At 55.6% G+C, this 18,579-nt stretch carries 17 protein-coding genes; 6 read left to right on the top strand and 11 right to left on the bottom strand.

Annotation, left to right across the window (positions count from 1 at the left end; genetic code table 11):
• Positions 1 to 392: 392 nt before the first annotated feature.
• Positions 393 to 1,106: a phosphatase PAP2 family protein gene (locus tag GE278_14000; protein QLK61816.1), complete on the bottom strand. Its 714-nt coding sequence runs from the start codon at positions 1,104 to 1,106 to the stop codon at positions 393 to 395.
• 51 nt (positions 1,107 to 1,157) lie between these two features.
• Entirely contained in the window at positions 1,158 to 2,141 is a 984-nt protein-coding gene (locus GE278_13995; protein QLK61815.1) for a hypothetical protein, read from the bottom strand.
• Between the two features lie 216 nt (positions 2,142 to 2,357).
• Between GE278_13995 and GE278_13990 the strand changes: the two genes are divergently transcribed.
• Together GE278_13990 and GE278_13985 are read left to right on the top strand one after the other, a co-directional pair.
• Positions 2,358 to 2,666 carry a hypothetical protein gene (locus tag GE278_13990; GenBank protein QLK61814.1) on the top strand — a complete coding sequence of 103 codons (309 nt, stop codon included), beginning with the start codon at positions 2,358 to 2,360 and terminating at the stop codon, positions 2,664 to 2,666.
• A gap of 236 nt (positions 2,667 to 2,902) precedes the next feature.
• Entirely contained in the window at positions 2,903 to 3,634 is a 732-nt protein-coding gene (locus GE278_13985; GenBank protein ID QLK61813.1) for an FCD domain-containing protein, read from the top strand.
• Positions 3,635 to 3,698: 64 nt separating this feature from the next.
• Here the strand turns inward: GE278_13985 and GE278_13980 are convergent, their stop codons facing one another.
• Together GE278_13980 and yeiP are read right to left on the bottom strand one after the other, a co-directional pair.
• The gene (locus tag GE278_13980) at positions 3,699 to 5,168 is read right to left on the bottom strand and encodes a fructuronate reductase (protein ID QLK61812.1); all 1,470 of its coding nucleotides are present in this window, start codon (positions 5,166 to 5,168) and stop codon (positions 3,699 to 3,701) included.
• 269 nt (positions 5,169 to 5,437) lie between these two features.
• The gene (yeiP, locus tag GE278_13975) at positions 5,438 to 6,010 is read right to left on the bottom strand and encodes an elongation factor P-like protein YeiP (protein QLK63299.1); all 573 of its coding nucleotides are present in this window, start codon (positions 6,008 to 6,010) and stop codon (positions 5,438 to 5,440) included.
• Positions 6,011 to 6,255: 245 nt separating this feature from the next.
• On the opposite strand from yeiP, the gene GE278_13970 reads away from it, so the two are divergent.
• Positions 6,256 to 6,510 carry a YkgJ family cysteine cluster protein gene (locus GE278_13970; protein QLK61811.1) on the top strand — a complete coding sequence of 85 codons (255 nt, stop codon included), beginning with the start codon at positions 6,256 to 6,258 and terminating at the stop codon, positions 6,508 to 6,510.
• Here GE278_13970 and GE278_13965 read toward each other — a convergent pair.
• Positions 6,507 to 7,721, bottom strand: coding sequence for a sugar efflux transporter (locus GE278_13965; protein QLK61810.1), 1,215 nt, complete (start codon positions 7,719 to 7,721; stop codon positions 6,507 to 6,509). The genes GE278_13970 and GE278_13965 overlap by 4 nt on opposite strands.
• A 472-nt stretch (positions 7,722 to 8,193) precedes the next feature.
• Between GE278_13965 and GE278_13960 the strand changes: the two genes are divergently transcribed.
• Genes GE278_13960 through fruA form a run of 3 tightly spaced genes read left to right on the top strand, consistent with a single transcriptional unit; the run spans position 8,194 to position 11,975 of the window.
• Positions 8,194 to 9,324 carry an HPr family phosphocarrier protein gene (locus tag GE278_13960; GenBank protein QLK61809.1) on the top strand — a complete coding sequence of 377 codons (1,131 nt, stop codon included), beginning with the start codon at positions 8,194 to 8,196 and terminating at the stop codon, positions 9,322 to 9,324.
• On the top strand, positions 9,321 to 10,256 hold the full coding sequence (gene fruK / locus GE278_13955; GenBank protein QLK61808.1) for a 1-phosphofructokinase: 936 nt from the start codon (positions 9,321 to 9,323) through the stop codon (positions 10,254 to 10,256). Before GE278_13960 ends, fruK begins: the two co-directional genes overlap by 4 nt.
• 15 nt (positions 10,257 to 10,271) lie before the next feature.
• A complete protein-coding gene (gene fruA / locus GE278_13950; GenBank protein QLK61807.1) occupies positions 10,272 to 11,975 on the top strand; it encodes a PTS fructose transporter subunit IIBC in 1,704 nt (567 codons plus the stop codon).
• Positions 11,976 to 12,123: 148 nt separating this feature from the next.
• Here the strand turns inward: fruA and GE278_13945 are convergent, their stop codons facing one another.
• From GE278_13945 to GE278_13920, 6 genes are read right to left on the bottom strand one after another with little or no spacing between them, the layout of a single operon-like run.
• On the bottom strand, positions 12,124 to 12,969 hold the full coding sequence (locus GE278_13945; GenBank protein ID QLK61806.1) for a VOC family protein: 846 nt from the start codon (positions 12,967 to 12,969) through the stop codon (positions 12,124 to 12,126).
• The gene (locus tag GE278_13940) at positions 12,962 to 14,071 is read right to left on the bottom strand and encodes an alkylhydroperoxidase domain protein (protein QLK61805.1); all 1,110 of its coding nucleotides are present in this window, start codon (positions 14,069 to 14,071) and stop codon (positions 12,962 to 12,964) included. The genes GE278_13945 and GE278_13940 overlap by 8 nt, the downstream gene beginning before the upstream one ends.
• Positions 14,068 to 15,129: a putative FMN-dependent luciferase-like monooxygenase gene (locus GE278_13935; GenBank protein ID QLK61804.1), complete on the bottom strand. Its 1,062-nt coding sequence runs from the start codon at positions 15,127 to 15,129 to the stop codon at positions 14,068 to 14,070. The genes GE278_13940 and GE278_13935 overlap by 4 nt, the downstream gene beginning before the upstream one ends.
• A 10-nt stretch (positions 15,130 to 15,139) precedes the next feature.
• Positions 15,140 to 16,759 carry a dipeptide ABC transporter ATP-binding protein gene (locus GE278_13930; GenBank protein ID QLK61803.1) on the bottom strand — a complete coding sequence of 540 codons (1,620 nt, stop codon included), beginning with the start codon at positions 16,757 to 16,759 and terminating at the stop codon, positions 15,140 to 15,142.
• Positions 16,756 to 17,619, bottom strand: coding sequence for an ABC transporter permease subunit (locus GE278_13925; protein ID QLK61802.1), 864 nt, complete (start codon positions 17,617 to 17,619; stop codon positions 16,756 to 16,758). The genes GE278_13930 and GE278_13925 overlap by 4 nt, the downstream gene beginning before the upstream one ends.
• Positions 17,616 to 18,572: an ABC transporter permease subunit gene (locus GE278_13920; protein QLK63298.1), complete on the bottom strand. Its 957-nt coding sequence runs from the start codon at positions 18,570 to 18,572 to the stop codon at positions 17,616 to 17,618. The genes GE278_13925 and GE278_13920 overlap by 4 nt, the downstream gene beginning before the upstream one ends.
• Between the last annotated feature and the right edge of the window lie 7 nt (positions 18,573 to 18,579).

Raw genomic sequence — 18,579 nt, 5'->3', positions numbered from 1 at the left:
TCGTTATTAAAATTGCCAAACGAAGCGAGACTACCCGCCGCGCACAGTGGGGACAAACACCTGAATGATAAAATGTGCGTCAGAGCACGTTTTTATCTTCAAACCGGGTGTTTTAGCCACAATTCTATGCAGGCGAATTGGAGATTACCGTAATGGATAGGGGATTGCGAGAGGTATTATGAGATTTTTTATAAGAAATTGTGATGTAAGCTGATGTAAGTAAAGATGTAAAAAAAGATGGGTTATTTTTATACTAATTTGGATTAAAACTGCCTCACAGGCGGGTTTCTGGCTAACATTTCAGCTAAGTATATCTGGGATTTGTCTTAAAAACTGGCCCTCCAGACAGTAAAACGCCGACGGGCCATAATGAAATGATATGTATCAATGAATCACGCGTTCTTAATGGGATTTTTATTACCAGGTAATTTTCTTTCCAGCCAGTTAATCAGTATGTCGCTGGCGGGGGTCATCAGCCACCAGCTGGCGCCGACCAGCACAACTGACATTGAACCGACCGCGATGTCCGTGAACCAGTGCGCGCCTATCATCACGCGTGGCAACGAGAAGATAATAGTAATCAGCACCGCAACGGCAAACGCGCCTTTGCTTAAATAACGCAGCATAAAGCACGAGAAGATAATCAGCATCATGCCGTGGTCGCCGGGGAAACTGTCCGAAGAGGCATCTTTGGTCGGAATGCCGGTCAGTTTACTCACGCGGTTAACATCCGGGAAACTCAACGACGGGCTTTTATGGCTGACAGGCAGTAAATGGCCGAGCTGGTTAAGCACCACGGCGGTCAGCAGCATCACAAAACCAATAATGACCAGACGACGGCGTCCCTGTAAATCTTGTTTGAGGAAGAAACACAGGTACAGCGCACCCATCGCCAGCAGCGAAATGCTGTCAAATGCGCGGTTGTTGGTCACGGCCACCAGATGCAGGAACCAGTGGTCCGTCGCAAGATGCTGATTGAAGAAGAAGAAGATGGACTTATCAACCGGGAACCAGAAACCGTGATTCGCTGGCAGGTAATAGGATAAAAACAGGGCAACGCCTAATACATTGAGTACCAGGATTGCAGGTATATTTCGGCGCCACATAAATGAAAACCTATACTTAGCAGGGTAATGAATAAATTAGTCAGCGTTAACTTAATCCTTACAACTTAAACGAATCTTCAACAAGAGTGATTGTAGTTCATTCCATTGCGCAACATCTCGTGTAATCAGCTCGATTCTGCTGTCTAAAGGTGCCACCGGTTTTGTCTCAATATGCAGGTCGTTTCCCTGGCGGTTAATCAACAGCGTCCCTTCCTTTATGTGCATAATGCCTTTCACCCGGTCAACCGGTGCCGTACGCGCCCAGTCGAGGATGCCTGCGGTATCAAACTGCGTGTCGCCATCAAAAATCCACCCGCAGCTGGTATAGCCGTCACCCTGATTCACTGCACGCCGCCAGCGCTGCGTTTCCGGCAGACTCAGGGCCGCCAGTCCGCGTCTTGCTGCATGAGCATGATGATGTTTTCCCTCCGGCAGTTGCACCTTATTGAGGCGCGTTAAATCGAGCAGGGCAGGGTCGATGGCCCCCTGTGACGCAATCACCAGTTGACGCCCTCCGCCGTTCAGGCGATACCACGTGTCGAGCGCCTGTTGATCGTGCATCTGCGCCATATCGGATTTATTGGCGACGATAACATCCGCTGAAGCCAGCTGGTCGCGGAAGTTTTCGTTGTCGATAACGCGTTGATCGCTGAGCTGGCGCGGATCCAGTAAACAGAGCGTGGCATTGAGCGTTATCCAGTTGTTGTAAACCTCAGACGTCAGCAGTGACAGAATCTGCTTCGGATGGCCGAGCCCGGTTGGCTCAATCAGCAAGCGATCGGGTTTTGCCTGCTGCAATAGCATGTTCAATCCCACCTGCATCGGCAAACCATTCACACAGCACATGCATCCGCCGGGTATTTCTTTCAGGACGGCACCGCTGTCGGCCAGCAAGGCGCCGTCAATGCCGATTTCGCCGAATTCATTGACCAAAACCGCCCATTTCTCACCTTCAGGCTTCTGAGCCAGTAAATGGCGCAGTGTGGTGGTTTTTCCGCTGCCGAGAAAACCGGTGATCAGGTTAGTTTTGGTCATGGCTGCCTATCCTTAATTAAAAAATTCACCCGACAATGTGCAACGGACATTAAAGAAAATCCAGCGTTGTGCCGATTAATGTTCCTGTAGCTTGAAACTGGCGCGGATCATCCCCAAATTTTTTCGCCCGAATAGTGCGAATTTGGTTAGATGTATTAATGTTAAATTGAAGTTAGCTAAATATTAAAAAATCTATTTTCATATGAGGATGTGACCATGAACAGAATCAAGTGGGTACTGTTTTTGGGATTGTTAGCCTCAGGGATGACTCAGTTTGCGACAGCCGGAAACACCGGCACGATCCACTTCTCCGGTGCGATTGTTGACGGTGGATGTACCTTTAATACCGGCAGTAATCAGGTTATCAGCAACTGTGAGCGCGGTGGTAAAAGCGTGACACAGGTTCGCGCCGTAGATACGCAAAACCCGCAGGCATTTAACTTGCCGCTTTCGCTTGGAACTGTCACCACTCAGCAAATTAACAACGATCCCCATCTGGCGGTGATGACGGTCACGTACAATTAAATTGTTAAACATTTCTTAAGTTTTTGTTGTGATTTTGTGCGTCAAAGATGCCGGTTGTGCTTCTGGCCGGACAACCTGAGAACTGGCTGGCCCAATTTTGATCGGCCCGTCAGTTTTCAGCTCTCCTCCTTTTCCGATTATCCCCGCATGTTATAATTTCCCCAGTAAACGCAGCATCATGGCAGCAAATCACCTGCTTCCAGATGTCAGACCAATTGAACGGCAGAGGCAACTTTATGCGACTTTATCAGGAGATTGGCGGGCACTTACGTCGTGATATTCACGCCGGAAAATATGCCCCTGGTGACCGTTTGCCGCCGGAACGCGATATCGCTGAATCTTTCTCCGTGAGCCGCAGCGTGGTGCGTGAAGCACTGATCATGCTGGAACTGGAAAAAGTGGTGGACGTGCGCAAAGGCTCCGGTGTTTATGTGCTGCCGCCGACTGAAAATAGCCTGTCAGACGGTGCGGACAGCGGTTACGGCCCGTTCGAGCTGCTTCAGGCGCGGCAGTTGCTGGAGAGTGAAGTTGCTGCTTTTGCCGCGATGCAGGCCACCAAAACCGATATTCTGCAAATGCGCGACGCTATTGATGCCCAGCGAGACTGTATTGCGCGCGGCATTTCTGATGACGCCGAGGATCAGCGTTTTCACGGTTTGCTGGCGCAGGCGTCGCAAAACAGCGTTCTGGTTAAGCTGGTGGATGATCTGTGGGTGATCCGTCAGCGCAGCCCGATGTGGCAGGGGATCCATCAGCATGTCGGCGATAAGAATCACAGCCAGATCTGGTTGCAGGATCACCAGACTATTTTGCAGGCGGTGCTGCGCCGCGATCCGAAAATGGCGAAGCAGGCGATGTGGCAGCATCTGGAGAATGTCAAAGACATGTTGTTGCAGGTGTCTGACGCGGATGATCCTTCATTCGATGGATTCTTATTTTCCTCCGTACCATCTGAGCTTAACGACTGATAACCCTCGCCAATAAAAACGGCTGCCGCAGCAGCCGTTGCTTTTCATCTCATCTTACCAACAGTTAACTGACGTACTTCGCCACGGCTTTCTTAGCACCGATGCGTTGCAAATCGGCATACGCGGCCAGAATCGCCTGTACCACTTTTTCGTTGTGCGCAAGTTGGTCACCAAACACAGCATTCAGCCCCAGCAGGGCTTTGACGCGTTCTTCTCCGTCTGCGGTAGAGGCCACGATTTCAGCGAGCTGCTCAGCCATCGGATCTTTGACTTCAATCGGCTCACCGGCATCATCTTTCCCACCGATATAGCGCATCCAGCCGGCGACACCCAGTGCCAGCAGCTCATAAGAGCCGCCATTTTTCACATGCCAGCGGATGGAGTCGAGCATACGTTGCGGGAGTTTTTGCGTGCCGTCCATGGCGATTTGCCAGGTGCGGTGTTTCAGAGCCGGATTACTGTAGCGTGCGATCAAACTGTCAGCATAATCATTCAGATCCACCCCTTCCACGCTCAGCGTCGGTGCCTGTTCTTTCAGCATCAGACGATGGGCGGCGGTTTTGTAGTGCGCATCGTCCATACAATCGTTAATGTGCTGATAACCGGCCAGATAGCCCAGATAGGCCAGGAAAGAATGGCTGCCGTTGAGCATGCGCAGCTTCATCTGCTCAAAAGGCAAAACGTCGGAGACCATCTGCGCACCGGCTTTTTCCCAGTCAGGACGTCCGGCGACAAAGTGGTCTTCCACCACCCACTGGATGAACGGTTCGCAGGCGATACCGCAAGGGTCAGCCACACCGCCGAGCGCCTGGGTAATTTCTTCCAGCGTAGTTTCAGTCGCCGCCGGAACGATGCGATCCACCATGGTGCTCGGGAAGGAGACGTTTTGGGTGATCCACTGAGTCAGTTCTGCTGAACGCGCTTTTGCCATCCCCAGAACGGCGTTTTTGACCACCAGACCGTTTTCCGGAATATTGTCACAACAAAGCACGGTAAAGCCCGGCAGGCCGCGCTCATGGCGCAGGCGCAGCGCTTCAACCAGCACGCCTGGTGCGGTGCAAGGGGCTTGTCCGCCCGCCAGATCCTGCTGGATTTTCGGATTTTGCAGATCAAGTTCACCGGTCCCCGGCTCAATGCAGTAGCCTTTTTCGGTGATGGTCAGCGAGACAATCGCCACCTGCGGTTCGGTCAGTTTTTCGAGAACCGCATCCAGCCCGTCAATCAGGCCGTGTACCGAGTCATGAGCCGAGCCGACAATAATCGCCTGATTACCCTCCGCACCTTTTTCCAGCACGGTGAACAAGTGGTTCTGCTCGCGCAGGGTTTTGATCAGGGTTTCATTGCCGAACAGACTGATTTCACAAATGCCCCAGTCGCCGCCCTGTAAATTCAACACCCGGTTGGTCAGCAGCGCCTGATGTGCGCGGTGGAAAGCGCCAAAGCCAAGGTGAATAATACGGCTTTTCAGTGCATCGCGATCGTAAGCAGGCAGCGATACGGCTGAAGGCAGGGACGCTGTGGCAATAGTTTTCATGCAATACTCCAGGCAAGTCAGAAAATAAAAAATTGGTCAGGCCAAATAGGGGCTGTTTACCCGTCAGTTCAATTTCATGCTGGATAAAGCGACGATTTAAGCCGAAATCAGGGCTTTGAGTGTAAAGTCATATGATAGAAAGGGGAATTGGTAAGTCCGGAAGGTCTCTCGTTTTGTGAAGTAGATCGAGAGTCTGGTGCATTTCTGCAAAGTTATGGCAATAAAAAAGGAACGCCGCGGCGTTCCTTCAAATTCTGGGGGAGCAGGGGTTAATCTGCGCGGCCCATGTAACGACGTTCAGCGATATGGATGCGGATTTTGTCGCCGGTGCTCAGGTATTCTGGCACCTGAATATTCAGGCCGGTTGCCATCACAGCCGGTTTAGTGCGTGAACTGGCGGAAGCGCCTTTGATACCCGGTGCCGTTTCCATAATTTCCAGATCGACGGTCTGCGGCATTTCCAGCGCCAGCAGCTGGCTGTCCAGCGTCAGAACCTGCATACCCTGCAAACCTTCTTCGGGAATAAACAGCAGTTCTTCTTCGATTTGCGATTTGTTGAAAGTGTACGGCGTGAAGTCTTCGTCATCCATAAAGATGTATTCGTCGCCGTCGACGTATGAGAAGTTCACTTTACGGCGGGTAAGGCTGACGGTGTCAAGAATGTCGTCACCCTTGAAGCGCTCTTCCACTTTGCCGCCGGTACGTACGTCTGAGAAACGCATTTTGTACAAGGTGCTGGCACCCCGGGCGCTTGGACTTTGAACATCGATATCTTTTACCAGCAGCAATTTGCCGTCGTAGTTCACAACGAAGCCGCGTTTAATTTCGTTAGCACGAGCCATATAAATACCTGTCGAGATAAAGAGGAAAATAATTTGCGACACGTTACCCGCGCCGCCGATTTCAGGCAAGCAGATAGCGCAAAAAGAGTCGGGAAAACCCACATTATTACGCATTTTTTTAGGCCAGCCCGTTGACGTTAAAAATGGGCGGTCAACTGTGTTAAAGCGTAGTAAATATTTCGCTGGTGGCGCAGTAAAGCGCCTGCTATTGTCGCGCCTCTAAACGAGGCCTGAGGAGGCTGTTGATGGACTGTCGTACTGATTGCGGAGCCTGTTGCATAGCGCCTTCAATTTCCAGCCCGATCCCCGGAATGCCGGACGGCAAACCTGCGAATACGCGTTGCGTTCAGCTGGCCGATAATTTCCTGTGTAAAATTTTTACCTCGCCGTTGCGCCCGAAAGTTTGCGCCAGTTTGCAGGCCAGCCGCGAGATGTGTTTCACCCATCGCGACCAGGCACTGACCTATCTGATTAAACTGGAAGCAGACACCGCACCTTAAGCTTCAGGGGCGACAGTTTCCGTGATCGGATCTTCCACGTTTTTCACATTCCAGATACACACCACCGACCCCACCACCATTGCCAGCGCGGCGTAAAACACGGCGTGATAGGTCCAGAACTGTGCGATAACGCCTGCCAGCGAACCGGCGAGGATCCAGCCCGCGCGCGTCGAGTTGGTGAAGAGTGTGGTAGCCGCGCCTGCCTGACCCGGCATCAGATCCTGAAAATACAACATCCCTATACCGGCCAGAATGCCGATGAAAATCGCGTTCAGCAGCTGTAAAGCAATCAACATGACCGCGCCGGTGGTAAACAACAGACACCCGTAGAAAATCACTCCGGCGACAACCGCCAGACGCATCAGGAAGCGTTTACCGAGTTGTCTCGCCAGATAACCGGCGATCAGCATCGTAGGGATTTCCAGACAGGCTGCGCTGCCCATCAGCACGCCTGCGAGTTTCTCCGGCAGACCCAGTTCGCGAACCACGTACAACGGCATATTGATCAGATAAATACTGTTGGCCGCCCACATTAACGAGCAGGCGATAAACAGCATCAGTGTGTCACGACGGTTTCGGCGCGGCGCTTCGAGTGTTGCTGAAGTCTTCATCCGCGCTTTCGGCATCGACGGCAAAAACACATATACCATTGCACCGCACACCAGAAATGCCAGCGTTGCTGCGCAGTACATAAAGGTAAAACCAAAGCCCATGGAGAGCGCGAACGCCAGCGGCGGACCTACGACCCACGCCAGTGAAACCTGCGCACGCAAAATAGAGCTGAACATGACGGCTTCGCGCCCGGTTTTCTCAGCATGTTCTCGTGCGAGTGCGAACATCTGCGGGTTGGCGGTGGAGCCGAAGCTCGACAGCAACACGCCAATAAACAGCAAAACAAAGTAGTTGCGGTTGAAAGCGAACAGCACGCACGCCAGCGCACCGAGCAGGCAGCAATAGAGGATCAGCGTTTTTCGGTCGCCACGTTTATCCGACCAGGTGGCCAGCAGTTGGCTGACGAAAATGCCGATCACCGCGCTGCCGGTAAAGAAGATGCCGACCATGAACGGGCTGACGTGCACCTGAGAGGTCAGAAACAGGCTGAGCGTTGGCGTTTGTAACGCACCCGCGATGCCGGTGAGAAAGGCGATGATCAGAAACGCCGTAGAGGTCATGTCGGGCAGGCGGCGGGCTGACGCTGTAGATGTTCGCATTGAGATAACTGTGCCAGAAGTAGGGAAGGGACGAAATTTGCGCGAATGTTACGACAGTTTAAAAAAAACAAAAACAGGTTTCGATCATCAAAAATGTAAACCCGGATGAATTTGCCATACTGAACAATAAAACCGCACTTTGTGTTAAATATAGCCGAAAGAGTGGGCCCGATAACAGCATCAAAAACTATCAGCTGACGTCAGCTTTTGACGTTTAAGCCTCAATACAATCGCGTCAGCCAGACTTCAGCATTTGTGTTAAGTGATTCGCTTCAGACGTTCTGAATAAAGGAAACTGTGCGTAGCATCAAAAAATCATCACGTGGAATCAGGGAATACTTGCTTTAAAAGCGAGGCCGATTAAGACTTCCTGAAACGTTTCAGCGTTATCAGTTTCAACAACGAAATCTGGTGACGCTCCTTTTTTCTCAGTAAAGCTGAAACGATTCAATTTCAGCAGGAGAGGAGAATTATGTTCCAACTGTCACAGCAAGATATTCATCTCGGTGCAGCTGCCAGCGATAAGCAGGAGGCCATTCGTCAGGTCGCCGCTGCGCTGACTCAGGCTGGCCGCGTTAGCGAAGGTTATGTAGACGGCATGTTAGCCCGTGAACTGCAAACCTCCACTTACCTCGGTAATGGCATCGCTATTCCTCATGGCACTACCGATACCCGTGATCTGGTGCTCAACACTGGTGTTCAGGTTTATCAGTTCCCGCAGGGCATTGCCTGGGGCGAAGATCAGACGGCTTACATCGTGATTGGCATCGCAGCCCGTTCTGATGAACACCTCAGCCTGCTGCGTCAGCTGACGCACGTTCTGAGCGATGACAGTGTGGCTGAACGTATGGCGAAAACAGATTCAGCTGAAGAACTGCGCAGCCTGCTGATGGGTGAGAAGAACGCCGCTGAGTTCCTTTTTGATACGCAATTAATTGCTGTGGATGTCGCCGCAGATAACCTGATCACCCTGCAGGCGCTGAACGCTGGTCGTCTGCAACAGATTGGTGCGGTTGATACGGCCTTTGTCAGTGACGTGATCAGCCGCAAACCGCTTAATCTGGGTCAGGGCATCTGGCTGAGCGACAGCACCGAAGGCAACCTGAAAAGCGCGGCAACAGTCAGTCGTGCTCAGCAGGCTTTCGAACTGGACGGTGAAAAGGTAGCGTTGCTGCTGACGATTTCCGTCGCCGACGATCAGCCGCTGAACGTGCTGAACTACTTAAGCGATCTGCTGATTGCTAACAAAGCTGAACGCCTGCTGACGGCTGACGCCGTGGGTGTGCTGGCCTTGCTGACCAGCGAAGTCGCAGAAGAGGCCAACGTGCTGACTGCTGAATACGTGATCCGCAACGAACACGGTTTGCATGCGCGTCCGGGTACGGCGTTGGTCAATGTGATCAAGCAGTTCACCAGCGAAATCACCGTCACCAATCTTGATGGCAGCGGTAAACCTGCCAACGGCCGCAGCCTGATGAAAGTCGTCGCGCTGGGCGTGAAAAAAGGTCATCACCTGCGCTTTACCGCCAGCGGTGAAGATGCCGAACTGGCATTGAAATCCATCGGTGAAGCTATTTCTGAAGGTCTGGGGGAGGGCGCATGAGCCGCAGAGTCGCCACAATTACCCTAAACCCGGCGTACGATTTAGTGGGCTATGTGCCCGAAATCGAGCGCGGTGAAGTAAATCTGGTGCAGACCACCGGCCTGCACGCCGCAGGTAAAGGCATCAACGTTGCGAAAGTGCTCAAAGATCTGGGCATCGACGTTACCGTTGGCGGCTTCCTCGGTAAAGAAAATCAGGACGGCTTTCAGCTGCTGTTTAGCGATCTGGGTATCGCCAACCGGTTCCAGGTGGTGAACGGGCGTACCCGCATCAACGTCAAACTGACCGAAAAAGATGGTGAAGTCAGTGACTTCAACTTCTCCGGTTTCAACGTGACGCCGGCGGACTGGGAACGTTTCGTGACGGATTCCCTGTCATGGCTCGGCCAGTTCGACATGGTTTGTGTCAGCGGCAGCCTGCCAGCGGGCGTTGATCCTGACGCATTTACTGACTGGATGAAACGCCTGCGCGCACAGTGCCCGTGCATCATTTTCGACAGCAGCCGTGAAGCACTGGTTGCTGGCCTGAAAGCCGCGCCGTGGCTGGTTAAACCTAACCGTCGTGAGCTGGAAATTTGGGCTGGCCGTAAATTGCCAGAACTGAGTGACGTGGTAGAAGCCGCGCACGCCTTGCGTGACCAGGGCATCGCCCATGTGGTGATTTCTCTGGGTGCAGAAGGTGCCTTGTGGGTTAACGCATCCGGTGCATGGATCGCCAAACCGCCTGCTTGTGAAGTTGTCAGTACCGTCGGTGCCGGTGACTCCATGGTCGGTGGCCTGATCTACGGCTTACTGATGCGCGAATCCAGTGAACATACGCTACGACTGGCAACCGCCGTTGCCGCCCTGGCTGTCAGCCAGAGTAATGTCGGTGTCACCGATCGTCCGCAGCTCGCGGCGATGATGGCCCGTGTTGATCTGAAACCCTTTTAATTCGCAGGAGGCAGAATGAAAACGCTGCTGATGATAGACAGTTCGCTGGGACAGGCTCGGAGCCATCTGGCGAAAAATTTGCTTGCTGCTGCCGTAGCGAAAGCCGGGCACCAGCTGGTTGAGCAAGCTGCTGACGCTGAAATCGTGATCGTCGCTGGTGAAAACGTGCCAAACGACGCGACGCTGACCGGCAAAAATATTTATACCGGTGATGTGGCTGCTGCGGTTCGCGAACCAGAGGCTTTCGTGCAACGCGCACTGGCTGAAGCGAAACCTTACGTTGCTCCTGCTGTGGTTGCTGCAGTTTCAGCACCGGCTGCCAATGGTCCAAAACGTATTGTGGCGATCACCGCGTGCCCGACTGGCGTAGCGCACACCTTCATGGCGGCTGAAGCCATCGAAAGTGAAGCTAAGAAACGCGGCTGGTGGGTGAAAGTTGAAACCCGTGGTTCCGTGGGTGCCGGTAACGCCATCACACCTGAAGAAGTGGCCGCAGCCGATTTGGTGATTGTCGCGGCAGACATCGAAGTGGATCTGGCGAAGTTTGCCGGTAAGCCGATGTACCGTACTTCTACGGGTCTGGCACTGAAAAAGACCAAGCAGGAACTGGATAAAGCGCTGGTTGAAGCTGAAGTATTTGCCCCTAACGCACAGGGCGCCGCTTCAACCACGAAGAAGAAAGAAGTGGGCGGTTCAGGCCCATACCGTCACCTCCTGACCGGCGTGTCTTACATGCTGCCGATGGTGGTTGCGGGTGGTCTGTGTATTGCACTTTCCTTCGTATTCGGTATTAAGGCCTTTGAAGTGAAGGGCACGCTGGCGGCCGCGCTGATGCAAATCGGTGGCGCTTCCGCCTTCGCGCTGATGGTGCCGGTTCTGGCTGGTTTCATTGCCTTCTCCATCGCTGATCGTCCGGGTCTGACCCCAGGTCTTATCGGCGGTATGCTGGCTGTCAGCACCGGTGCTGGTTTCCTTGGCGGTATCATTGCCGGTTTCCTGGCGGGTTACGTGGCGAAAGCCATCAGCGGCAAGCTGAAGTTACCGCAAAGTATGGAAGCCCTGAAGCCTATTCTGATCATTCCACTGGTAGCGAGTCTGATTACCGGTCTGGTCATGATTTACGTGGTCGGTACGCCGGTTGCTAAAATCATGGCGGGTCTGACTGCCTGGCTGCAATCCCTGGGTACAGCGAATGCGGTACTGCTGGGCGCAATCCTGGGTGCGATGATGTGTACCGATATGGGTGGCCCGGTGAACAAAGCAGCTTACGCGTTCGGCGTGGCACTGCTGAGTTCTTCCGTCTACGCACCAATGGCTGCCATCATGGCTGCCGGTATGGTGCCACCGCTGGCGATGGGGCTGGCAACGCTGTTGGCGCGCAATAAGTTCGAGCAGAGTGAACGTGAGGGCGGTAAAGCGGCGCTGGTTCTGGGCCTGTGCTTTATCTCCGAAGGTGCGATTCCTTTCGCAGCCCGTGACCCGATGCGCGTATTGCCTTGCTGTATCGTAGGGGGGGCCGTGACAGGTGCTCTGTCGATGGCCTTCCACGCACAGCTGATGGCACCGCACGGTGGTCTGTTCGTGCTGCTGATCCCTGGCGCAATCACACCGGTTCTGGGTTATCTGATTTCGATCATTGTGGGTACTGTGCTGGCGGGTGGCGCTTACGCGGTACTGAAACGTTCAGACGCGGCGGTAGCGGCTAAAGCCGTCATCTAGAAGTGTTTTAGTTTGTTGAAAGGCGCGACGTGAAAATGTCGCGCCTTTTTTATTGCAGTGGCCGCTGTAATGAGGCGGGTTTCAGGTACTTTTTGAACACGTTCAGAGGCTATGTCAAACCGGTCGGATCTTGACCTTGATTTTTAATTTATTCCTCCCGAAACGCCAGTGCCACCCCCAGCGAATCCGCTGCGCGAACCAACACCCTACGGGTTAAGTCATTAAACGGTATTTCCCCCACCCGCAAACTATTACGCACTGCCTCCAGCGAACGCGTCGCAAACTCTAACCCGACCATTCGTGCGCCGCCGCCGTCTCCCTCCGGCACAATGGCGAATTCCGCTGTGGCCTGCGTGGGTGTCACGAAGCGGACGGTGGCGCGACCGGCACGCAGAATCACGCCATCGGCGTCACTGTGCAAGGCTTCAGCGCCAAACAACTCCCCGTAGACACGTGCCGCAGCCTGCGGGTCAGCGGCGGAAATCACAAAGCCTGTGATGTCCGCCACACCGTTAGGGTGGTGCTGCCATTCATTGCGCCATACCAGCTCCGGTGTCAGGTGATGGCAAAAGAAACTGCGGCCATTGGGTACGCGATCGGCGGCCAGCGGAACGGTGCGGAACCGCGCATTGGGCGAGGTGCCATCGTTGAGTGACACAGGCCGGAAGAATTCAGCGGGAGGCGATCCTGCGATGTTTTGCTTTTGCAGATGATGGTAAACCGCCGCCGAATTCTGCGTTTTCCACACCAGCCCGGTCAGCCCGAGCGGAGCCTGCCACAAGTCAGTGCGGGTGTGGGCATTGCCCGGTTCATAACCGAGCAGTTCGAGATAGTTTTCGCTAAAAATCGCCAGATGATTGCTCGATCCCAGCGAGTGATGCCCGCGCGCGGTGAGATGAAATCCTAACCTGCGAAACTGTTGTTCGGAATGGTTGAGCTGTTCGGCGACGTTGATCACCACGTGGTCGAGCTGCGGGCGGAGGGACTCAGTCATTGAACGGTTCCCCCAGCGTTAACATCAGACGGTTTGCCCAGGCGAAAAACGCAGTGGACTGAGCCAGATCGACGATCTCCAGTTCGCTCAGACCCTGATCGCGCAGGGCGGCGATGTGCTGAACCGTGGCGACCGGCGGGGTGGCGGAGAGTGAGGCTGCGAAGTCGATTTCAGCCTGCCAGCGCGGGGACTGGTCTTTGCTGAGAATGCCACCCGGTGCGGTGTCGATCAGGCGCTGAACATCGTCGGTTTGCTTTGACAGCTGGCTAGCCTTGCGCGAATGGACCGATGCACAGAAGATACAGCCGTTGATTTTACTGGCAACGGTCGCGGCCAGTTCACGCTCTTTGCGCGGCAGGCCGCCGGAGGTAAAGAAAATGCCTTTGTCGGTCAGTGTGCGTTGCTCCAGCACCGGCAGGTTGCGGCCTAACAGACGGAAGTAGTCGGAATCTGTATGGCCGAACTTCGCCAGAATCGCCTGCTGGGCTTCATCGAACTCTTCCAGCTTTTTCGCCGGGATCCACGGCTCCCAGCCGAGTTCCTCCTGCGTAAATGCCTGCGGAGCGTCGCGGCCATTATGTGTATTGGGATCGGTGCGCCAGAACGCCGCGCCAACCGGTTTGTTGCTGCCGTTATCCACCGGCTTACCGCCGATCAACCGATAGCTGCGCAACGCGCGGCTCTGGAAACTGACGAAGGAAATCAGCTGAGACAGCGTGACAATCGCATCCACCGACCAGCCTGCTTTTCTCAGCGCCTGCAAATGTGCGGGCGTGGCGCTGGCCGGTTTGAAACTCAGGCGTTCACCGTGCGTCAGCGCTGCGTCGAGGCGGGCAGTTTCATCGATGTCGGGCAAATCCTGCAAACGCTCGGAATAGTGGTTAGTCAACTGGGAGTCTCCGTGCCAGCGCGCCACGTTTTGCGCCAGACGCAGGCGCTCCGCCAGCGTGAAATCCACGCCATCCTGTTCGGTAAACAGCGCATCGTAGCTGCCCTGCGCGTGGCGGGTGGCGGCATCGCGCGTTTCACGCGCCTGTTTCAGTTCAGACGCCGGTGCAATCTCGGCCAGTTTTTCCAGCAGGTCGGTCGAATAGTCGGTCATTGGGTTTCCTTGGAGAAAGAGGTGTCAGAGGAGGACGTGGACACGGCGCGTGACGGCGTGCGGCGAACCCAGCCGAGTGCCGGAGCAACGTGACGGGCGATCAGTTCGATAGAGCGTAAAATATACGGATGCGGCGGATCGATGGAGTGCACCTGAAATGCCAGATCGGTGACGCGGGCCAGTGCGGTATCGGCCTGCAACGAGGCGGTTACCTGCGCCGCTGTGCCGAGATGGACGTCGAACGCGCGGATGTAATCATCCAGCGTATCGCCTTTCACAATTTGACCGCTGGCGCGGTGATTTTCGGCCTGACGGTGCAGGCCTTTTTGCGCCAGCTCGCGGGCTTCCTCGCCATTCTCGGTGACGAACGCGGTGCGAGAGCCCATGATGCGCGGTGCAACGCCGTCAGGCAGTGCATCGAGATAGGCATCAATGATCGGGTTTTGCAGTTCGTCGAGGCGCAAATCAGGGGCATCCGCCGGTCGTGGCTGAGTACGCGAAAGCATCAGTCCATCGCCGGATTTACCGGCACGCGCGCCGCCGTCCACGGAGAATGTCGCCTGCCAGACGCAGTGCGCCAGGTGCGGCGCTGCCGGATACAGGCGATTGTCAGTGCCCGCCAGCTTTTCGCCACGCCATGCACTCAACAGGGTATGCAGGTTATGGGCAAATGCCGCGCCGCGATCCTGGCTTTCCAGTCCGAATGGCGGAAAGGACGTCGGTGTACCGCCTGAGCCGAGACCGATCTCCAGCCGCCCGCCACTGAGCAAATCCAGCACGGCGGTGTCTTCCGCCACGCGCAGCGCATTTTCCATCGGCAGTGTAATCACGCCGGTACCGAGGCGGATATAACGGGTGTGGGCCGCCACCTGCGCGAGGAATACCAGCGGCGCGGGCAGGCCGCCTTCGGCCTCGTGGAAATGGTGCTGCGCGACCCATGCGGAATCAAAACCCAGCTGCTCGGCGTGAATGATTTGCTCGGTCGCCAGCCGGTAACGCTCCTGCGCGCTGGTGTTGTCCAAAAGGCGGGTAAAAAATCCAAGACGTTTACTGCTCATAATTTTCCTCTCAGGCGGCGCGGTGGCGGCCGGGAATGGCATCAATAAGCTGACGGGTGTAATCGCTGGAAGGCAGCGCAAAAACCGCTTCCACCTCACCGGAATCCACCTGCTGCCCGCGGTTTAACACCGAGACGCTGTGGGAGATTTGCCGGACGGTCGCCAGATCGTGCGAGATAAATAAATAGGTCAGGCCGAGCGAATCCTGTAGCTGCGAAAGTAACGTGAGGATCTGCGCCTGTACCGTGACGTCGAGCGCCGAAGTAGCTTCATCGAGGATCAGAACCTTCGGTTCGAGGATCAGGGCGCGCGCAATCGCCACGCGCTGGCGCTGGCCGCCGGACAGCTCACGCGGTTTGCGGCTGAGCAATTCCTCTGGCAGCGCCACGCGGCGGGCGATATCCAGCACGCGCTGCCGACGTACTGCGGACGGTATTTTTTCGAAATTCAGCAACGGTTCTTCGATCACGCTGAACAGGGTTTGTGACGGATCCAGTGAGGCAAATGGATTCTGATACACCAGCTGAATTTTCTTGCGCAGCTGGCGCAACGGTTCACCTTTGAGGCGGGTGATGTCTTCACCGTCAATCAGAACGCGGCCTTTATCCGGTTTCTGAAAACCGAGCAGAATGCGCGCCAGCGTGGTTTTCCCGGAGCCGGATTCACCGACCAGCGAATGCGTTGTCCCGCGCGCAATGCTGAACGAGACATTATCCACCGCCCGGAAAGCAGCCTGATTATTACCGCCGAGCGTGAAGTCGTGCGTCACGCCTTCTACGACTAAGACCGGTTCGTTGCTGGCCTTTCTTTGTGCCCGGTGACGGCCTGACAGAGCAGGAACGTCGGCGAACAACTGGCGGGTGTATTCGCTTTTTGGCGCGCGGAGCACTTCAGCGGTGATGCCCTGTTCCTGCACTTTGCCGTGACGGAAAACCAGCAGCCGGTCGGCGCGTTCGGCGGCGATCGCCAGATCGTGCGTGACCAGCAATACGGCGGTACCGAACTCACGGCGAAGATCGTCGATTAAGTCCAAAATGCGCTTTTGCACTGTCACGTCCAGCGCGCTGGTCGGTTCATCGGCGATAATCAGCGCCGGTTGCAGTGCGATGGCAATCGCAATCAGCACGCGCTGTTTCATGCCGCCGGACAACTCGTGCGGATACTGCTTCGCGCGTTGTTCAGGGTGCGTGAGGCCGACGCGGGTCAGCAGTTCCACCACGCGTTCATCGCGCTGTTTACGCGGCATACGCTGATGGATGTCGAGAATTTCCGCCACCTGTGAGCCGATGGTTTTCACCGGGTCCAGCGAACTGGTCGGGTCCTGTGGGATCAGACTGATGCCTGCCCCGCGCAGAGCATCGAGGCGGCGCTGCGACCACTGGCTGATGTCGGTGCCGTTGAGTCGGATTTCACCCTGATCGATATGACCGTTTTCCGCCAGCAGGCCGATGATTGCCTGCGCAGTGGTGGTTTTGCCAGAGCCGGATTCACCCACCAGCGCCAGCACTTCTCCGGCGTGAATGGAAAACGAAACGTTGTGCACCACCGGTTTGCCGTCGTAGGCAATCGTAACGTTTTCCAGTTCAAGAACCGGGAGGGTGTCATGTTTCAACGTGGCCTGTGCGTTCATCGCGTTCTCCTGCGTAATGACTGGCTGATGCGGTTGGCGGAAAGCACCACCAGTACCACGACAATGCCGGGGAAGGTGGTCAGCCACCAGGCAGTTGAAATGTAGTTACGGCCTTCAGCTATCAGCAAACCCCATTCTGGCGTCGGCGGCGGTGTGCCATAGCCGAGGAAACTGAGGGTGGAAATTGCCAGTATCGCGCTGCCGAACTGCAGCGCCGAGAAGGCGATGACCGAGGTCAGCGAGTTGGGCAAAATATGTCGCCAGAGGATTGAAAAGAAGGTGCCGCCGCTGCCGTAAGCGGCTTCGACGTAATCGCTGTGTCGCACCAGCACCACTTCGGCACGCGCCAGGCGGGCGAAGTTGGCGACCGAGGTCACACCGACGGCAATCGCCGCGTGCACCGTGCCGAAGCCGAGCAGAATAATCACGCTCAGTGAAAGCAGCAGGCCGGGAATCGAGAGAAGCACGTCGTTGATGCGCATGACGATGGCATCAACGACGCCGCCGCTGGCACCGGCCGCCAGCCCTAAAGCGGTGCCAAGCACCAGTCCCAGCGCTACGGCGACCAGCGCACCCGAGAGTGAATGCGAAGCGCCGTACACAATGCGCGCGTAAACGTCGCGGCCAAGCTGGTCGGTGCCGAGCCAGTGTCCGGCCTGCGGCGCCAGACGCTGCGCGCCGGCGATGCCTTCGGTGCCGCTGTAATCCGTAAACCATCCGGGCGCGATAGCCCAGAGAATGACGGTTGCCATCACCAGCCAGGCTAAAATCAGCGCCGGTTGCAGGCGGGCGGTTTTCCAGCGGCGGCGCTGCGTGAGGGGCAAAGAGAGTGCGCTTTTGCCAAGCGGTAAGCTGCTCATGAGGTGGCTCCGGCGGAACGTTTAGCGGAAGTTTTCAGACGCGGGTCGAGCAGCGGATAGAGCAGATCGACCAGTAAATTGATGCCGACAAAGGCGGCGGCGGAAATCACCACAATCGCCTGCAATACCGTGACGTCCTGATTATTTACCGCTTGCTGCGTCAGCTGACCAAGGCCGTTGAGACCGAACACGGTTTCGGTGATAAGCGCCCCGGCAATCAGTTCGCCAAACAGCAGACCGGCAATGGTTAACGCTGGAAGCAGGGCATTTCGCGCCACGTGTCGCCACAGCACACCGCTGCGGCTTGCACCCTTGGCGCGGGCGACGGCTACAAATGGCTGGGTCTGAACCTGATCGATACTGCGGATGAGGATTTGCGCCAGCGGCGCGGAAATCGGCACCGCCAGCGTGACGATCGGTAAAATCAGCCCGACCCATTCGCCGGGGTTAATCACCGGGATCCAGCGCAGGTGGAAGGAGAAAATCTGGATAAGTACAATGCCCAGCCAAAAGGTCGGTATGGAAATAAACAGTGAGGGCACCGACTGCAACAGGTTTTTCAGCCAGCCGAAATGGAGCAGGCTGGAGAGAAACGCCAGTGCGAAGGCCACCACGGCGGCCAGCGCAAAGCCAATCAGCGCCAGCCGCAGTGTAGGCGGGAAGTTCGTGCTGAGTAATTCAGTGACCGGTACGCCAGCCTGAATTGAGTACCCCAAATCCCCGCGCAGGAAATTGCCCAGCGTATGCAGATATTGCTGCACCAGCGGCACATCCGCGCCGTAGGCCGCACGCATATCGGCGATTTGCGCCGGGCTCAATCCCATGTCCGGGTTCTGGAATTTAATCAGAATTGCGTCGCCCGGCAGTACCTGCAACAGGATGAAGGAGACGGTAAACGCCGCCCACAACACCAGCACAGCCTGACCCAGACGACCGCCCACGTATCGGTTCATCATTCAC

The organism is Enterobacteriaceae bacterium Kacie_13 (genome assembly GCA_013457415.1).
GTDB lineage: Bacteria > Pseudomonadota > Gammaproteobacteria > Enterobacterales > Enterobacteriaceae > Rahnella.
Note: the sequence above shows the minus strand (reverse complement) of the source record. Positions and strands in the feature narration are given on the sequence as shown.

Excerpts from the sequence above, each read along its gene's own strand:
- fruK (QLK61808.1), top strand. The coding sequence starts at position 9,321 with ATGAGCCGCAGAGTCGCCACAATTACCCTAAACCCGGCGTACGATTTA.
- GE278_13920 (QLK63298.1), bottom strand. The coding sequence starts at position 18,572 with ATGAACCGATACGTGGGCGGTCGTCTGGGTCAGGCTGTGCTGGTGTTG.
- GE278_13925 (QLK61802.1), bottom strand. The coding sequence starts at position 17,619 with ATGAGCAGCTTACCGCTTGGCAAAAGCGCACTCTCTTTGCCCCTCACG.
- GE278_13985 (QLK61813.1), top strand. The coding sequence starts at position 2,903 with ATGCGACTTTATCAGGAGATTGGCGGGCACTTACGTCGTGATATTCAC.
- GE278_14000 (QLK61816.1), bottom strand. The coding sequence starts at position 1,106 with ATGTGGCGCCGAAATATACCTGCAATCCTGGTACTCAATGTATTAGGC.
- GE278_13945 (QLK61806.1), bottom strand. The coding sequence starts at position 12,969 with ATGACTGAGTCCCTCCGCCCGCAGCTCGACCACGTGGTGATCAACGTC.
- GE278_13935 (QLK61804.1), bottom strand. The coding sequence starts at position 15,129 with ATGAGCAGTAAACGTCTTGGATTTTTTACCCGCCTTTTGGACAACACC.
- GE278_13960 (QLK61809.1), top strand. The coding sequence starts at position 8,194 with ATGTTCCAACTGTCACAGCAAGATATTCATCTCGGTGCAGCTGCCAGC.
- GE278_13940 (QLK61805.1), bottom strand. The coding sequence starts at position 14,071 with ATGACCGACTATTCGACCGACCTGCTGGAAAAACTGGCCGAGATTGCA.
- GE278_13970 (QLK61811.1), top strand. The coding sequence starts at position 6,256 with ATGGACTGTCGTACTGATTGCGGAGCCTGTTGCATAGCGCCTTCAATT.
- fruA (QLK61807.1), top strand. The coding sequence starts at position 10,272 with ATGAAAACGCTGCTGATGATAGACAGTTCGCTGGGACAGGCTCGGAGC.
- yeiP (QLK63299.1), bottom strand. The coding sequence starts at position 6,010 with ATGGCTCGTGCTAACGAAATTAAACGCGGCTTCGTTGTGAACTACGAC.
- GE278_13965 (QLK61810.1), bottom strand. The coding sequence starts at position 7,721 with ATGCGAACATCTACAGCGTCAGCCCGCCGCCTGCCCGACATGACCTCT.
- GE278_13990 (QLK61814.1), top strand. The coding sequence starts at position 2,358 with ATGAACAGAATCAAGTGGGTACTGTTTTTGGGATTGTTAGCCTCAGGG.
- GE278_13930 (QLK61803.1), bottom strand. The coding sequence starts at position 16,759 with ATGAACGCACAGGCCACGTTGAAACATGACACCCTCCCGGTTCTTGAA.
- GE278_13980 (QLK61812.1), bottom strand. The coding sequence starts at position 5,168 with ATGAAAACTATTGCCACAGCGTCCCTGCCTTCAGCCGTATCGCTGCCT.
- GE278_13995 (QLK61815.1), bottom strand. The coding sequence starts at position 2,141 with ATGACCAAAACTAACCTGATCACCGGTTTTCTCGGCAGCGGAAAAACC.